Origin of the sequence: Chryseomicrobium aureum, from assembly GCF_043182735.1 — a bacterium.
In the GTDB taxonomy this organism is placed as follows: Bacteria; Bacillota; Bacilli; order Bacillales_A; family Planococcaceae; genus Chryseomicrobium; species Chryseomicrobium aureum.
In genome coordinates, this window is record NZ_CP171117.1 from 962,868 (window position 1) to 976,855 (window position 13,988).

15 protein-coding genes are annotated in these 13,988 nt (G+C 41.7%); 10 read left to right on the top strand and 5 right to left on the bottom strand.

Annotated features, from left to right (window positions below; genetic code table 11):
• Positions 1–62 precede the first annotated feature (62 nt).
• A complete protein-coding gene (locus tag ACF3OH_RS05165; RefSeq protein ID WP_392456706.1) occupies positions 63–1,022 on the top strand; it encodes an NAD(P)H-dependent flavin oxidoreductase in 960 nt (319 codons plus the stop codon).
• Positions 1,022–1,303, top strand: coding sequence for a UPF0223 family protein (locus ACF3OH_RS05170; RefSeq protein ID WP_204588933.1), 282 nt, complete (start codon positions 1,022–1,024; stop codon positions 1,301–1,303). The genes ACF3OH_RS05165 and ACF3OH_RS05170 overlap by 1 nt, the downstream gene beginning before the upstream one ends.
• Positions 1,304–1,317: 14 nt before the next feature.
• Here the strand turns inward: ACF3OH_RS05170 and ACF3OH_RS05175 are convergent, their stop codons facing one another.
• On the bottom strand, positions 1,318–1,932 hold the full coding sequence (locus tag ACF3OH_RS05175) for a YktB family protein (protein WP_392456105.1): 615 nt from the start codon (positions 1,930–1,932) through the stop codon (positions 1,318–1,320).
• Positions 1,933–2,019: 87 nt separating this feature from the next.
• Between ACF3OH_RS05175 and ACF3OH_RS05180 the strand changes: the two genes are divergently transcribed.
• Together ACF3OH_RS05180 and ACF3OH_RS05185 are read left to right on the top strand one after the other, a co-directional pair.
• Complete coding sequence (locus tag ACF3OH_RS05180) at positions 2,020–2,211, top strand: hypothetical protein (protein WP_204588935.1); 192 nt, start codon at positions 2,020–2,022, stop codon at positions 2,209–2,211.
• Positions 2,212–2,307: 96 nt separating this feature from the next.
• The gene (locus ACF3OH_RS05185) at positions 2,308–3,096 is read left to right on the top strand and encodes an inositol monophosphatase family protein (RefSeq protein ID WP_392456106.1); all 789 of its coding nucleotides are present in this window, start codon (positions 2,308–2,310) and stop codon (positions 3,094–3,096) included.
• Between the two features lie 28 nt (positions 3,097–3,124).
• Here ACF3OH_RS05185 and ACF3OH_RS05190 read toward each other — a convergent pair whose 3' ends face one another.
• Positions 3,125–3,313: a YlaF family protein gene (locus ACF3OH_RS05190; RefSeq protein ID WP_204588937.1), complete on the bottom strand. Its 189-nt coding sequence runs from the start codon at positions 3,311–3,313 to the stop codon at positions 3,125–3,127.
• 104 nt (positions 3,314–3,417) lie between these two features.
• Here ACF3OH_RS05190 and typA point away from each other — a divergent pair, with 104 nt between their 5' ends.
• The gene (gene typA, locus ACF3OH_RS05195; RefSeq protein WP_392456109.1) at positions 3,418–5,265 is read left to right on the top strand and encodes a translational GTPase TypA; all 1,848 of its coding nucleotides are present in this window, start codon (positions 3,418–3,420) and stop codon (positions 5,263–5,265) included.
• Between the two features lie 16 nt (positions 5,266–5,281).
• Positions 5,282–5,605 (top strand): YlaH-like family protein, encoded by a 324-nt coding sequence (locus ACF3OH_RS05200; RefSeq protein WP_338032415.1) that lies wholly within the window; start codon positions 5,282–5,284, stop codon positions 5,603–5,605.
• 35 nt (positions 5,606–5,640) lie between these two features.
• On the opposite strand, the gene ACF3OH_RS05205 is transcribed toward ACF3OH_RS05200, so the two are convergent.
• Both ACF3OH_RS05205 and ACF3OH_RS05210 read right to left on the bottom strand, forming a co-directional pair.
• Positions 5,641–5,844, bottom strand: a complete 204-nt coding sequence (locus tag ACF3OH_RS05205) for a YlaI family protein (RefSeq protein ID WP_204588939.1) — start codon at positions 5,842–5,844, stop codon at positions 5,641–5,643.
• A gap of 1 nt (position 5,845) precedes the next feature.
• Positions 5,846–6,343 (bottom strand): peptidyl-prolyl cis-trans isomerase, encoded by a 498-nt coding sequence (locus ACF3OH_RS05210; RefSeq protein ID WP_204588940.1) that lies wholly within the window; start codon positions 6,341–6,343, stop codon positions 5,846–5,848.
• Positions 6,344–6,504: 161 nt separating this feature from the next.
• Here ACF3OH_RS05210 and ACF3OH_RS05215 point away from each other — a divergent pair, with 161 nt between their 5' ends.
• The 3 genes from ACF3OH_RS05215 to pyc all read left to right on the top strand — a co-directional run bounded on the left by ACF3OH_RS05215 (position 6,505) and on the right by pyc (position 11,503).
• The gene (locus tag ACF3OH_RS05215; protein WP_204588941.1) at positions 6,505–6,789 is read left to right on the top strand and encodes a YlaN family protein; all 285 of its coding nucleotides are present in this window, start codon (positions 6,505–6,507) and stop codon (positions 6,787–6,789) included.
• An 85-nt stretch (positions 6,790–6,874) separates the two neighbouring features.
• On the top strand, positions 6,875–8,041 hold the full coding sequence (locus tag ACF3OH_RS05220; RefSeq protein WP_392456111.1) for an FtsW/RodA/SpoVE family cell cycle protein: 1,167 nt from the start codon (positions 6,875–6,877) through the stop codon (positions 8,039–8,041).
• Positions 8,042–8,062: 21 nt separating this feature from the next.
• Entirely contained in the window at positions 8,063–11,503 is a 3,441-nt protein-coding gene (gene pyc / locus ACF3OH_RS05225; protein WP_392456113.1) for a pyruvate carboxylase, read from the top strand.
• 287 nt (positions 11,504–11,790) lie between these two features.
• Here the strand turns inward: pyc and ACF3OH_RS05230 are convergent, their stop codons facing one another.
• Positions 11,791–12,711, bottom strand: coding sequence for a heme A synthase (locus ACF3OH_RS05230; RefSeq protein ID WP_392456114.1), 921 nt, complete (start codon positions 12,709–12,711; stop codon positions 11,791–11,793).
• A gap of 302 nt (positions 12,712–13,013) precedes the next feature.
• Between ACF3OH_RS05230 and cyoE the strand changes: the two genes are divergently transcribed.
• A complete protein-coding gene (gene cyoE / locus ACF3OH_RS05235; RefSeq protein WP_204588944.1) occupies positions 13,014–13,931 on the top strand; it encodes a heme o synthase in 918 nt (305 codons plus the stop codon).
• Positions 13,932–13,988: the final 57 nt, after the last annotated feature.

The following is a 13,988-nucleotide window of genomic DNA, read 5'->3' on the forward strand; positions in this document are numbered from 1 at the left end:
GAAGTATAGCATTTCCATGCTACTAAAGAAAGTAAAAAATTGATAGACTGAAAGAGGGAGGGATAGAGATGAAAACACGTGTTACAGAATTGCTAGGGATTGAATTTCCAATCATTCAAGGGGGGCTTGCCTACCTTGCCTATTCCGATTTATGTGCTGCCGTTTCAAATGCTGGTGGACTCGGACAAATCACGGCCATGAGCTTGCCGGGGCCGGAAGAGTTACGAGCAGAGATTAAGCGCGTTCGTGAGTTGACGGACAAACCATTTGGCGTAAACTACGCAATCGGGCAGCACGGACGTCCGTTTGAGCATATGCTACAAGTAGCAATTGATGAAGAGGTTCCTGTAGTGACCATGACAGGAGGAAATCCTGCGCCACTATTTGACATGTTACGAGATGTCCCTGTTAAGAAGCTCGTTCTAGTAGCGGCTGTTCGGCAAGCAGTGAAAGCGCAAGAATTAGGTGCAGATGCCGTAATGGTCGTTGGGCAAGAAGGGGGAGGGCATCTTGGACGCGATGACGTTTCTACTCAAATACTAATTCGTAAAGTGACAGATTCGGTTCATATACCTGTAATCGCTTCAGGCGGAATCGCGGATGGATATGGAATTATGTCAGCCTTGGCACTTGGTGCAGAAGGTGTGGAGATGGGAACACGCTTTATTGCAACAAAAGAATGTGTGCATGCATCAGAAACTTATAAACAAGCGATTCTCGCAGCGGGTGAGCAAGACACGGTCGTCATAAAGCGTAGTATCGGTGCGCCGGCACGTGCCTTGAAATCTGAATGGACAGAGCGCATCCTTGCTATTGAGAGTGAGACGCCAGAATATGAAGCTCTTAAAAACTATATTAGTGGGGAAGCAAATAAAAAGTTTATATACGAAGGACATGCGCATGAAGGCTTTGGCTGGGCGGGACAAGCGGTTGGCTTAATTGATGATGTGCCATCCGTCGAAGAACTTTTTGAGCGTATTTCGAAACAAATCAATGATGTAAAAGAAAGATGGTGTAACTGATGGCAAATGAGTATAGCTATCCGCTGGAATTCGACTGGACGACAGAAGAAATCGTTGCTGTGATCGAGTTTTATCAAGTCGTCGAGGCAGCTTACGAAAAAGGGACAACGCGTGATACTGTGATGACACACTATAAACGCTTCAAAGAAGTGGTGCGTTCAATCGCTGAAGAAAAAACTTCATTCCGAGAGTTTGAGGGAGTGAGTGGGTATGCTGCATACCCAGTGGTGAAAGCTGCAAAAGAAGGGCAAGAAAAAATTAAAATCATGAAAAAGAACTAAACGGCACAAGCCGTTTAGTTCAGTGAAGTCATTTCACGATAGAGTGGAAGTAACTCCTCAAATGTTTCATCGACAAACTGATAAAACTCTTTTTTCGACAGGGCAGCTGCTTCATCGACGTTTAGGTGACGTCCGATGACGAGCTCGCCTTTTTTTATTGTGCGAAGACGTGTCAAATAGTGACTCGTCGTGGGTTTTGTAATCGGTTCAGCATCTGGTTTCATGTGGTCACCTGCAATCAAGAAATCGCTCGGCAAGGATGTAATCAAAGACGTTTTTTTACCGAGACGATCCGCAATTGCCGATTTAGTCGGCGCTTCATAAATCACAGCGAGAATGACAAAGAGGTGACTTTCCCATAATCCGATTTGAAAGTGTGGCAATGCTTTGTAGCCGCGCTTATAAGGTGCAAAGGCTACCCAACTATCTTTAGGTGGATTGACCGTTCTGCGTGCATGCTTGGCAACATGTGGAAAAATTTCGTGACCAAGCTTTGCAGCAAGTTCATCCGAAAAATGAGCCCCTAGCTCATGAAATTTCGGTCGAATATGTGTGTCAAGTCCCTCCATTCTAGCCTCGAGTCCTTCTTTTTTAAATACGTTGAAATCTTTTTTTGTCCAATAACTCATGAAAAAACTCCTTTCCTCTAGGTTTAGTTTATATGACATCCGGGTAAAAATCTTGTAACAAGTATTCGACAGAAAGGGGGACTTACAATGCGCCAAGTCATTCACATTGTTCGAAAAGATGAGATAGACAAACAGAGAAAGCAAATGCTAGAGCTAGATCTTGATTATTTCTTAGCTTCCTTGCATGATGCTATCGAGAGACAAGACAAAAAAGAGATAGAAGGCGTAAAACACCGACTTTTCGAAATCACAAATGAACTGAAGGAGTTATCGACCTAATGAAGAGCTTAATAACGTAAAGCACCCACTGCAACTTTAATGCCAGAGGGTGCTTTTTTTGTTACACTAAAGCCACGTACAGGAGGTGGAGAACAAATGAATTTATCCCAGCTAGATACACTTGCTCAAGACATCATCATTCGAGCAGGAGAACGCATCAAGCAATCGCTACATAAAGAAATGACAATCACTGAAAAAAGTTCTCCTTCAGATCTTGTCACCAATATCGACATGGAGACAGAACAATTTTTTGTGAAAGAAGTGAGTGAAGCTCTACCTGAACACCGTTTACTCGGTGAAGAAGGATTTGGTGATACCATTACAGATTGGGACGGCTATGTTTGGATTGTAGATCCTATCGATGGAACAACAAATTTTATTAATCAACAGCGCAATTTTTGTATAACGGTTGGTATCTATAAAGACGGAGTAGGCGAACTCGGCTATATCTATCAGGTGATGACAGGGGAACTGATTTCAGCCATTCGTGGCCAAGGTGCTTATCAAAATGGAGTTCTCTTGCCTCGGTTAAAAAATGTAGAATTTGAAGATAGTTTAATAGGCGTCAATGCTTCTTGGGTAGCACCAAACCGTCACATTGACCATCACCAAGTCGCAAAGCTTATCAAACGTGTTCGTGGTACAAGATCTTATGGGTCAGCTGCACTTGAGATTAGCTATGTCGTCACAGGAAGATTGGATGCGTACTTCTCGATGCGTCTTTCAGCATGGGACGTAGCAGGTGGAATGGTCATTGCAAACGAAGTGGGAGCACTTTGTGGAACGCTTGGTGGCGGGGAATTTGATCTGTTGAAAAAACAGCCGTTCATAATTGCTAATCCTGCTTTATTCGAGGAACTCGTTAAAGATTATTTAATTTCATAGAAAAAGCTGCCAAAGTCGGCAGCTTTTTTTAATCGAGTAATCCTTTTTCTCGGTACTCTTTTTTAGTTTTAAAACCAAGGCCCATTACTACAGCAAGTGCTAAAATTGCAAGAATGACAAAAGGAACACTGCGGAATGAAACAGCAATACCAATAGAAGCCATCGCTAAAATAGCAAGGATTGAATATAGGACGAATACCCATTTAATCGATTTCATCGGACTTTTCCTCCTTAAGGGAAAAACTCAAAGGTGTTTTTTATATGCTTTCTGTGCTATAATATCACAGTTATGGACTCGAAAAAAGAATATGGAGTGGAAAAATGACTAATACTCGTCAAGATTTACGTAATATCGCTATTATTGCTCACGTTGACCATGGAAAAACAACGTTAGTAGACCAATTATTGAAACAATCAGGTACGTTCCGTTCAAATGAACATGTAGAAGAACGTGCAATGGACTCAGGTGACATTGAAAGAGAGCGCGGAATCACGATTCTTGCTAAGAATACCGCGATTCAGTATAAAGATACTAAAATCAATATTCTAGATACACCTGGACACGCCGATTTCGGTGGAGAAGTAGAACGTATCATGAAAATGGTAGATGGTGTTCTTCTTATTGTAGATGCATATGAAGGTTGTATGCCACAAACTCGTTTCGTATTGAAGAAAGCTCTAGAACAAAACCTGCAACCAATCGTTGTAGTAAACAAAATTGACCGTGACTTTGCTCGTCCGGAAGAAGTGGTTGATGAAGTTTTAGAACTATTCATCGAACTAGATGCAAATGATGACCAATTAGAATTCCCTGTAATTTTTGCTTCAGGCATGAACGGTACTGCGAGTCTTTCATCAGACCCTGCAGACCAAGAAGAAAACATGCAGGTGATTTATGATGCAATCATTGAAAAAATCCCAGCACCAGTAGACAACAGTGACGAAGGACTTCAATTCCAAGTAGCACTACTTGACTACAACGACTATGTCGGACGTATTGGAATTGGCCGCGTATTCCGCGGAACAATGACAGTAGGTCAACAAGTTTCACTAATGAAACTTGATGGAACTGTGAAAAACTTCCGTGTAACGAAAATGTTTGGTTTCATGGGCTTAAAGCGTATTGAAATTCAAGAAGCAAAAGCTGGAGATCTAATTGCGGTTTCTGGAATGGAAGACATCAACGTTGGGGAGACGGTTTGTCCGATTGAACAACCAGAAGCTCTTCCTATTCTACGTATTGATGAGCCAACTCTTCAAATGACGTTCCTAGTAAACAACAGTCCTTTTGCAGGTCGTGAAGGGAAATGGGTTACAGCTCGTAAGATTGAAGAACGCTTGCTTGCACAACTTGAGACAGATGTTTCTCTACGTGTAGAAGAAACTGATTCTCCAGATGCTTGGGTCGTTTCAGGTCGTGGTGAGCTTCACTTATCGATTTTAATTGAAAACATGCGTCGTGAAGGATTCGAGATTCAAGTTTCGAAACCAGAAGTTATTGTACGTGTAATTGACGGCGTCCGTATGGAACCTGTTGAGCGCGTTCAAATCGATATTCCGGAAGAGCACGTTGGTTCTATCATTGAATCAATGGGTGAACGTAAAGGTGAAATGCTTGATATGATCAACAACGGATCAGGTCAAGTTCGTTTGATCTTCATGGTTCCTGCTCGTGGATTAATTGGATACACAACTGATTTCTTAACACTTACACGTGGATACGGAATCATCAACCATACATTTGATAGCTACCAACCAATGGCACAAGGCCGTGTGGGTGGACGCTCTAAAGGTGTTCTTGTTTCTATGGAAACTGGAAAAGCATCGGAGTATGGGATTCTTGGAGTAGAAGACCGTGGTACGATTTTCGTAGAGCCAGGAACAGATATTTACGAGGGTATGATTGTTGGAGAGCATACGCGTGATAACGACTTAACTGTCAACATTACAAAAGTAAAAGCTGCAAACAACATCCGTTCTGCAAACAAAGAAGCAACAACTACGCGTAAAAAGCCACGTATTATGACACTTGAAGAAGCGTTAGAATACTTGAATGACGATGAGTACTGTGAGATTACACCTCAATCGATTCGTTTACGTAAAAAAGTGTTGGATAAGAACGAACGTGAGCGTATTGCTAAGAAATTGAAGTACGCGGAGCAATCCTAGGAAGGAGAGACTCTAAGTGGAAGAACAAGAATTTGTCTTTGGTCGGATGTCAGCACTATCCCGGTTCATATACGAGCAGATGCCTAATTTTGATGTGGCAGGGTATGTCTTGTTTTTTATCATTTTCGCCTTGTCTGTTCTCGTTTATAAACTTGGATTCGCCAAAAGATTGCGCTTAGGACAAAACATTGTGATCTATCTATTTTTGTTCATTGGCTGTCTAGTACTGACGTTTTTGGCATTTTTCCTGCCAATCGTCGAGGGCTTGATTGTCGCTGCGATGATCTTAATCATCTATAAAATCCGTATGCGTCTTGAAAAACGAGGCACGACGGCATAACAAAAAACCTCGGAGAAATTTTTCTCCGAGGTTTTTTAAAATTCATTTTCAGCAGGGTGAGAACTTCTAAAGAATCGAAAGTTTCCAGTTGCTACTCGTGCTTCTGTCTTCACACGAATACGTTCGTCACATTCAGGACACATATAGGTCGTGATTGAACGATTTCGCAATTTCTTTGCTAGTGGCAGATCATCTTCTAAGCGGTCAATACGGTCACAAATCACACATTTCACACGCATCCTATTCCACCCGGAAAGCACTAACATACTTGAGAGGGGCGTTCAGATTGCTTCCATCTTTATGAAGCAGATAAACAGGACCATCTTCTTTTAATGGCTTTCCTTCCTTGGAAAATTGGACAAGCAATGTCGGTAGGTCTGCCAGTGAATAACGAACTTCTGAGCCCTCTGTTTCAATGACCAAGTTTGAAGCGTCTGGAGCTGGTTCGGCATTTTTGATAAATGACTCTAGCGGCATAGCGTATGAATTCGTGAGTAATTTTGTACGCTCGTATTTCTTCTCGGACTTTAAAGTAGGTGGAAATACGGCACCTTCTGTAATCTCACGAGACCACTGCTTTGATGTTACATCTGTGTACTCATCTTCTTGATTCACTTCTTGATACTGCTCACTAAAAAACTCATCTAGATCGACTTTACGATCATCAAAAATCCATACTGTAGGATCAATTGTGATTGGAAATTTCACAGCACCTTTTACTGGAATAATCATATCCATAGTTTTTCCCTCCAAGTTCTATCTGTAGTTAGTATACCGTGAAAGGAAAGAGGAACAAAGTATTTTTCCTTAACTGCACCTCGTCTCTGCTTGCAATTTTAGTGGTAGAAAGATACACTTTAAGAAGGCAAACTAGAATTTTTAGATGGGGGCGTCCTCATATGGATATACAAATCGAGCAATCGTATCGTGACAAGGCCCTATCGCTTTTGAAAAACGATGCTGATAAAATTGCTCAGTTGATTAAAGTGCAACTGGACAACCTAACAATGCCGCAATGTCCTCTTTATGAAGAGGTATTAGATACGCAAATGTTTGGTCTCTCTAGAGAGATTGACTTTGCTGTGAAGCTTGGCCTGATTCAACGTGAAGAAGGCAAAGAAATTCTCGCGTCACTTGAAAAGGAAATGTCACTTTTACACGAAACATATACTGATCGTAAATGAACTCAAACAGTCCGTGTTTGAGTTTTTTTACTACATAAATCCTGCACACAAAATCTATTACGAACAAGAGCAAGGTGACTTCTAAATGAAAACTTATTTGAAACGTTATTTTAGTTATACAGATTTTTCAATTGTCTTTGTCTATTTGGTGTTGTGTATTTTCGGACTCGTCATGATTTACAGTTCTTCATTTTATTGGGCAGTAGAAAAATATGACTGGGCCCCCGACCACTTTTTCCAACAACAAAAAACCAATCTGCTACTTGCAGTGCCCGTCTTCTTCTTCATGTCCTTATTTCCTTACAAACACTTTAAAAATAAATATATGATGATGTTGATGGTCAGTGTGATGTTCCTATTGCTGATACTCGTGCACTTTATCGGAAGTGGAGGAGCAGCTGGTTCGCAGAGCTGGTTATATCTAGGACCGATCAACCTTCAACCTTCTGAAGTAGCAAAGATTGTGCTCGTATTGTATTTCTCAGGTTTGTTTGCTAAGAAGATTCAAAAAGGGACTTTAAATGATTTAACGAATTCAATCTATCCGCCAATTATCATCATGGCAGCAGCGGTCGCATCCATCATGTTAGAGACAGATGTAGGGAACTCTATGATCATTACATTTGTATGTATTACAGTGATCGTTGCGAGCGGCGTGAAATTTAAAGTGTTCTCAAAATTACTTGGCTTAATTTTTGGCGCTTTTCTGATAATTGGTATTTTGCTATACTTTTTTAGAGAGTCAATAATTACACCAAGACGTCTTGGTCGACTCGAAGCATTTTTTAATCCATTTGCCTATGAGGATTCCTTCGGCTATCAGATTGTAAACGGCTACTTAGCGATTGGTTCTGGTGGGCTTACAGGCCTTGGTCTTGGAAACTCCAATCAAAAATATGGCTACTTACCTGAGCCTCATACGGATTTCATTATGGCAGTGATTGCAGAAGAACTTGGGATTATAGGTGTAGGGATTATTTTACTCGGCATTTTCTTCCTAGTATTTAAAGGCCTTTCGATTGCACTTACGGGTCGTGATCCACATGGACGAATGATAGCAGCTGGAATCGCATCCATTTTTGGTTTCCAGACATTTGTGAATTTAGGCGGAATGCTAGGGGTTATTCCACTTACAGGTGTGCCATTACCTTTCATCTCGTATGGAGGGACCGCACTGATCTTATTTTCAGCAGCACTTGGAATTTTAGTAAATGTATCGATGTTTGCACGGTATGAAAAATCTAAAAATTGATGCAAAGGGTGGCGATGAAACATGGGTAAAATTAATAAGATTTTAGTAGCAAACCGCGGAGAGATTGCAATTCGAGTATTTCGAGCTTGTACCGAACTAGGTATTCGAACAGTTGCCATATATTCTCGCGAAGATAGCGGCTCATTTCATCGCTTCAAATCAGATGAATCGTATCTGGTGGGAGATGGGAAAAAACCAATTGATGCGTACTTAGACATCGAAAACATTATTGAAATCGCGAAAGAAGCTGGCGTAGATGCTATCCATCCAGGATACGGTTTCTTGTCTGAAAATCTAGAGTTCGCGAAACGTTGTGAAGAAGAGGGAATCATCTTTATTGGCCCGACTTCAAAACACCTCGATATGTTCGGGGATAAAGTAAAGGCACGTGATCAAGCGATTCAAGCAGGTATCCCTGTCATTCCAGGCAGTGATGGTCCAGTCAGCTCTCTAGAAGAACTAGAAGCGTTCGGTGATACATACGGCTATCCACTTATGATTAAAGCAGCACTCGGCGGGGGTGGTCGAGGCATGCGTATGGTACCTACAAAAGAAGATTTACAAGAAGCATATGATCGTGCGAAATCGGAAGCAAAAGCAGCTTTTGGTTCAGATGAAGTGTACGTTGAAAAATTTGTCGACAAACCAAAACATATTGAAGTACAAATACTAGGGGATCGCCATGGCAACTTGATTCACTTGTATGAGCGCGACTGTTCTATTCAACGTCGCCATCAAAAAGTTGTTGAGATTGCGCCTTCTAACGCACTTAGCAATGAGTTGCGTATGGAGATTTGTGATGCGGCTGTCAAACTGATGAAAAACGTTGATTACGTCAATGCAGGTACGGTTGAATTTTTAGTGACAGATGATGAGTTTTATTTCATTGAAGTAAATCCTCGTATTCAAGTAGAGCATACAATCACTGAAATGATTACGGGAATTGATATCGTGCATGCACAAATTAAAATAGCCTGTGATCTAAGCTTAGACAGTGAAGAGATGGGTATCCCAGCACAAGACAAAATTCCATTGTTTGGGTACGCTATTCAGTCGCGTGTAACGACAGAGGATCCATTAAACCAATTCATGCCAGATACAGGGAAGTTAATGGTGTATCGTTCTGGTGGTGGTTTTGGAGTGCGTCTTGATGCCGGAAATGGCTTCCAAGGTGCTGTTATTACGCCTTACTATGATTCATTATTAGTAAAAGTCTCCACTTGGGGGATGACATTTAAAGAAGCGGCTGCGAAGATGGACCGAAACTTACAAGAGTTCCGAATCCGCGGAATCAAAACCAATATTCCGTTCTTAGAAAATGTAGTCAAGCACCCGAACTTCATCGAAGGAAAGTTCAATACAAGTTTTATCGATACGACGCCTGAATTATTTTTGTTCCCATCTCGTCAAGACCGCGGGACAAAATTATTATCTTATATCGGGAATATATCAGTGAATGGATTCCCAGGAATCGAGCGCAAACCGAAGCCTGTGTTCCATATTCCGCCACAAGCGAGCCAAAAATTCGATGTATCCTCTCTTTCTGGTACGAAGCAGCTCCTTGATCAACATGGACCAGAGGCGGTCGTGAAGTGGATCAAAGAGCAAAACGATGTGTTGATTACAGATACTACTTTCCGTGATGCACACCAATCATTACTAGCGACACGTGTGCGCTCATACGATATGTATCAAATCGCCAATCAAACAGCTCATGGCATGAAAGACGCCTTCTCGTTAGAGATGTGGGGCGGAGCAACATTTGACGTTGCGTATCGTTTCTTGAAAGAAGACCCATGGGAGCGCCTTTTAGTTCTTCGTGAACGCATTCCAAATGTATTGTTCCAAATGTTACTTCGTGGTGCGAATGCTGTCGGGTATAAAAACTATCCAGACAATGTCATCCGTGAATTTGTTCAAAAATCTGCAGATGCAGGAATTGATGTTTTCCGAATCTTTGATAGCTTGAACTGGATCAAAGGAATGGAAGTAGCGATTGATGCGACTCGTCAAGCGGGCAAGATTGCAGAAGCAGCCATTTGTTATACAGGGGACATATTAGACGACAGCCGTCAAAAATACACGGTGCAGTATTACAAAGATATGGCGAAAGAACTTGAGGCTGCTGGAGCTCATATTTTAGCGATTAAGGACATGGCGGGGCTTTTAAAACCAGAAGCTGCGTATCGATTGATCAGCGAATTGAAAGAAACAACGGATCTACCGATTCACTTGCACACACACGATACAAGTGGAAACGGAGTCTTCCAATACGCACGTGCTATCGAAGCTGGTGTAGATATCGTGGATACAGCATTAGGGTCGATGAGCGGACTCACGTCTCAACCTTCAGCTAGCTCACTCTCTTATGCTTTAAAAGGCATGGATCGCACAGTACGCACAGATGTTGGGGAACTTGAGCAATTGTCTCAGTACTGGGAAGAAGTACGAAAATACTACAGCGACTTCGAAAGTGGCATGAAGAGCCCGCACTCTGAAATCTATGTGCATGAGATGCCAGGAGGTCAGTACAGTAACTTGCAACAGCAAGCGAAAGCTGTTGGACTGGGCGAGCGCTGGGAAGAAGTAAAAGACATGTATTCCCGCGTCAACTTATTATTTGGAGATGTCGTCAAAGTTACCCCGTCCTCTAAAGTAGTGGGAGACATGGCACTCTTTATGGTACAAAACAATTTAGATGAATATACAGTGTTAACAAAAGGGCAGTCACTCGACTTCCCAGACTCGGTCATCGAGTTCTTTGAAGGATACATTGGACAGCCATATGGCGGTTTCCCGGAAGAGTTGCAGCTTGTCATCTTAAAAGATCGCAAACCAATCACAGTTCGTCCAGGTGAGCTTTTAGAACCTGCGAATTTCGAGGCCGTTCGCGATGAATTGTTCAACAAGTTAAACCGACCAGTAAGCAGCCATGAAGTGCTTGCACACATTCTTTATCCAAAAGTCTTTGAAGAGTATCGTGCGACAGTGGATCAATTTGGGAACGTTTCAGTTCTCGATACGCCAACATTCTTGTACGGAATGAAACTTGGAGAAGAGATTGAAGTGGAAATCGAAAAAGGGAAGACGCTGATGATCAAATTAGTTTCAATCAGTGATGCGAACCTTGAAGGACAGCGAACAATCTACTTTGAGCTAAATGGACAACCACGTGAAATTTATATTCAAGATGTCAATGTGGAAGTCAGCCATGTAGCGAAGCGTAAAATTGAGCCGGGCAACGAGCAGCATATCGGTGCAACGATGCCAGGAACTGTTTTAAAAGTCGCTGTGGCAAAAGGAAGTAAAGTGAAACGTGGGGAGCACCTGTTGATCACAGAAGCCATGAAGATGGAAACGACGGTTCAAGCACCGTTTAATGGAGTGATCCAAGAAATCCATGTAGTAGCAGGCGAAGCCATCTCACCAGGTGACTTACTAATCGAAATTGAAAAAGCTTAATAGAACTATAAAAAGCACCGCTTCTTGTGAACTGTACAAGGAGCGGTGCTTTTTTTGGAAAGCATTCATCGACAATACTATTTCTAGTTGAGCGTAGTGGAAGGGCTGACTCCGAAGGGATTAACAGTCGGAACGTGAGGCCCCGCAGGAGTATGCGACGAGGAGACTCACGCCGCGCCCTCGGAAAGCAGCACTGGAAAGAAGCTCAACTTGTGTAAATTGATTCCTGAAAATTAACTATAAACTTATAAAAAAAGCCTGCTCGTGATAAGCGAGCAGACCGTCAATTAATCGCGCGTATAATTCGCTCGGCTTCGTGAAACAAGAAGTATCATGTAACAAAGGAGTCCGAACAATAACGTAATAAACAATGAGTGGAACAGAGCCACATATAAGTTTAAGCGAGTCAAAACAGATAACATGCCCGTCGTTGCTTGAAGAGCAACCAATGTAAAAGCAATAATCCATCCGTAGTAAATCACTTTCTGAGACTTATAATTCTTAATGGCATAAATCATAATGTACAGTAACCAAATGAAAATCAACGCTGCTGCAGCTCGGTGGCCCATTTGTACCCATTCGTACATATTGCTAGGGAGTGCAAATTCATCATTTCGACAAAGCGGCCAATCGCGGCAGATCAAACTCGATTCTGTATGGCGAACTAAAGCGCCTGTATAAATGACGACATAGGAATAAAGCGTAACACCGATTGTATGCCATCTTAACTTTTTATCGATCACTATTTTGCTAGAAGCAAACTTCTTATCTACTTCAAATACCAATAATGTTAATAAGAAAACTGCTGCAAATGAAATTAATGAAATTCCAAAGTGAAGAGCAAGGATGAAATCACCTTGTCCCCATAATACTTGAGCCGCACCGATAAGTGCTTGTAACACTAGGAAAAAAACAGAAGTGATTGCTAAAAATTTTGTCTCACGCACATGTCCGATTCGTCGCCAAGACCAAATCGCAAGAGCGAGAATAAGAACGCTGACAGCTAATGTGACCGCGCGGTGTGAAAACTCGATTAATACTTCGGGTGTAATTTCTTTTGGAATCAAATTTCCGTTACAGTCTGGCCAGTTCCGACCACAACCAAGACCACTTTCAGTCTTTGTAACGAGAGCCCCTCCAAGCAAAATCATCAACATACCAAGTGTCGAGAGTACCGAGAGGACTTTTAATAATGGATGTATTTTCACTGCTTCACCTTCATTTCTATACCTTGTCTGCTCTTTAGATGATAGCGAAAAAAGCACTAAAAAACAACGAACAAACAGGTACCATCCTGTGACGGCTATATGATTTCACACTTTGTTCATAAATTCGTACCTTCCTTTTCACAACTCGACAACAGAAATCCATTACTATTAAGATGTTATGACAAAATGACGATGTAGGCCATAGATTTGTGAAATTCTCGGAACACGCTAGAAATTCATACGGTTTTTAGTTATAGTTAAGAGTAGCAGATTATGCTTACATGAATGAAAGGAGGCGCAACATGTCGAACAGTACGACATTAGCTACAACGTCTGAGCCGACTGTCGAATCGACAACGTGGATGCAAGATTTTTTAGCACTTATTAAAATTGGCATTGTGAATTCCAATTTGATTACTGCATTTACAGGTATGTGGTTGGCTTTTCAATTGACGGGACGTAGCTTTATACAGGAATTTGATCTAGTACTGCTGACAATTGGAGGATCTGCACTCATAATTGCTGGTTCGGCAGCGATGAATAACTGGATTGACCAAGATATTGATCCAATTATGAAGAGAACACGCAAGCGTCCAACAGTAACAGGTCGTTTTTCAAGTTCGTTGGTTCTGACGATTGCTCTGACTTTGCTCGTTGTAGGCGAAATATTGTTATTTATGGCATCTACATCTGCTGGTGTTTGGGGACTTGCCGGCATCATTAGTTATGTCGTGCTCTACTCTATGTGGTCAAAACGGAAACATGTCAGCAATACAGTTGTAGGAAGTATTTCAGGAGCTATTCCACCATTAATCGGGTGGGCGGCAATTGAACCTGTGATTGGCTGGGAAGCTTGGGCATTATTCTTAATTATGTTCATCTGGCAACCACCGCACTTCTATGCACTTGCTATGAAGCGAACAGAAGAATACCGAGCAGCTGACATTCCAATGTTACCAGTAGTAAAAGGCTTTAAACGCACAAAGCGCTCCATTTTAATTTGGGTACTTGCATTGTTACCAGTTCCTTTCTTACTAAGTTCATTAGGAACAGGGTTTTTAATCCTTGCAACAGCTCTCAATCTTGGATGGCTATGGCTTGCTCTAAAAGGCTATCGTACGCAAGATGATTTAAAGTGGGCAACAAAAATGTTTGTTTATTCCCTAAACTACATGACGATCTTATTCGTATCGATTGTGATCTTTGCAATCTTTATCTAATAAAAACCATGTAGAGCACATCCGTAAGCGAAGAACATTACAACTATGAAAGTGGGG

What these genes read in the sequence shown, in the direction of transcription:
- ACF3OH_RS05170 (WP_204588933.1), top strand. Translation starts at nt 1,022, where the DNA reads ATGGCAAATGAGTATAGCTATCCGCTGGAATTCGACTGGACGACAGAA.
- ACF3OH_RS05175 (WP_392456105.1), bottom strand. Translation starts at nt 1,932, where the DNA reads ATGAGTTATTGGACAAAAAAAGATTTCAACGTATTTAAAAAAGAAGGA.
- ACF3OH_RS05180 (WP_204588935.1), top strand. Translation starts at nt 2,020, where the DNA reads ATGCGCCAAGTCATTCACATTGTTCGAAAAGATGAGATAGACAAACAG.
- ACF3OH_RS05185 (WP_392456106.1), top strand. Translation starts at nt 2,308, where the DNA reads ATGAATTTATCCCAGCTAGATACACTTGCTCAAGACATCATCATTCGA.
- ACF3OH_RS05190 (WP_204588937.1), bottom strand. Translation starts at nt 3,313, where the DNA reads ATGAAATCGATTAAATGGGTATTCGTCCTATATTCAATCCTTGCTATT.
- typA (WP_392456109.1), top strand. Translation starts at nt 3,418, where the DNA reads ATGACTAATACTCGTCAAGATTTACGTAATATCGCTATTATTGCTCAC.
- ACF3OH_RS05205 (WP_204588939.1), bottom strand. Translation starts at nt 5,844, where the DNA reads ATGCGTGTGAAATGTGTGATTTGTGACCGTATTGACCGCTTAGAAGAT.
- ACF3OH_RS05210 (WP_204588940.1), bottom strand. Translation starts at nt 6,343, where the DNA reads ATGGATATGATTATTCCAGTAAAAGGTGCTGTGAAATTTCCAATCACA.
- ACF3OH_RS05215 (WP_204588941.1), top strand. Translation starts at nt 6,505, where the DNA reads ATGGATATACAAATCGAGCAATCGTATCGTGACAAGGCCCTATCGCTT.
- ACF3OH_RS05220 (WP_392456111.1), top strand. Translation starts at nt 6,875, where the DNA reads ATGAAAACTTATTTGAAACGTTATTTTAGTTATACAGATTTTTCAATT.
- pyc (WP_392456113.1), top strand. Translation starts at nt 8,063, where the DNA reads ATGGGTAAAATTAATAAGATTTTAGTAGCAAACCGCGGAGAGATTGCA.
- cyoE (WP_204588944.1), top strand. Translation starts at nt 13,014, where the DNA reads ATGTCGAACAGTACGACATTAGCTACAACGTCTGAGCCGACTGTCGAA.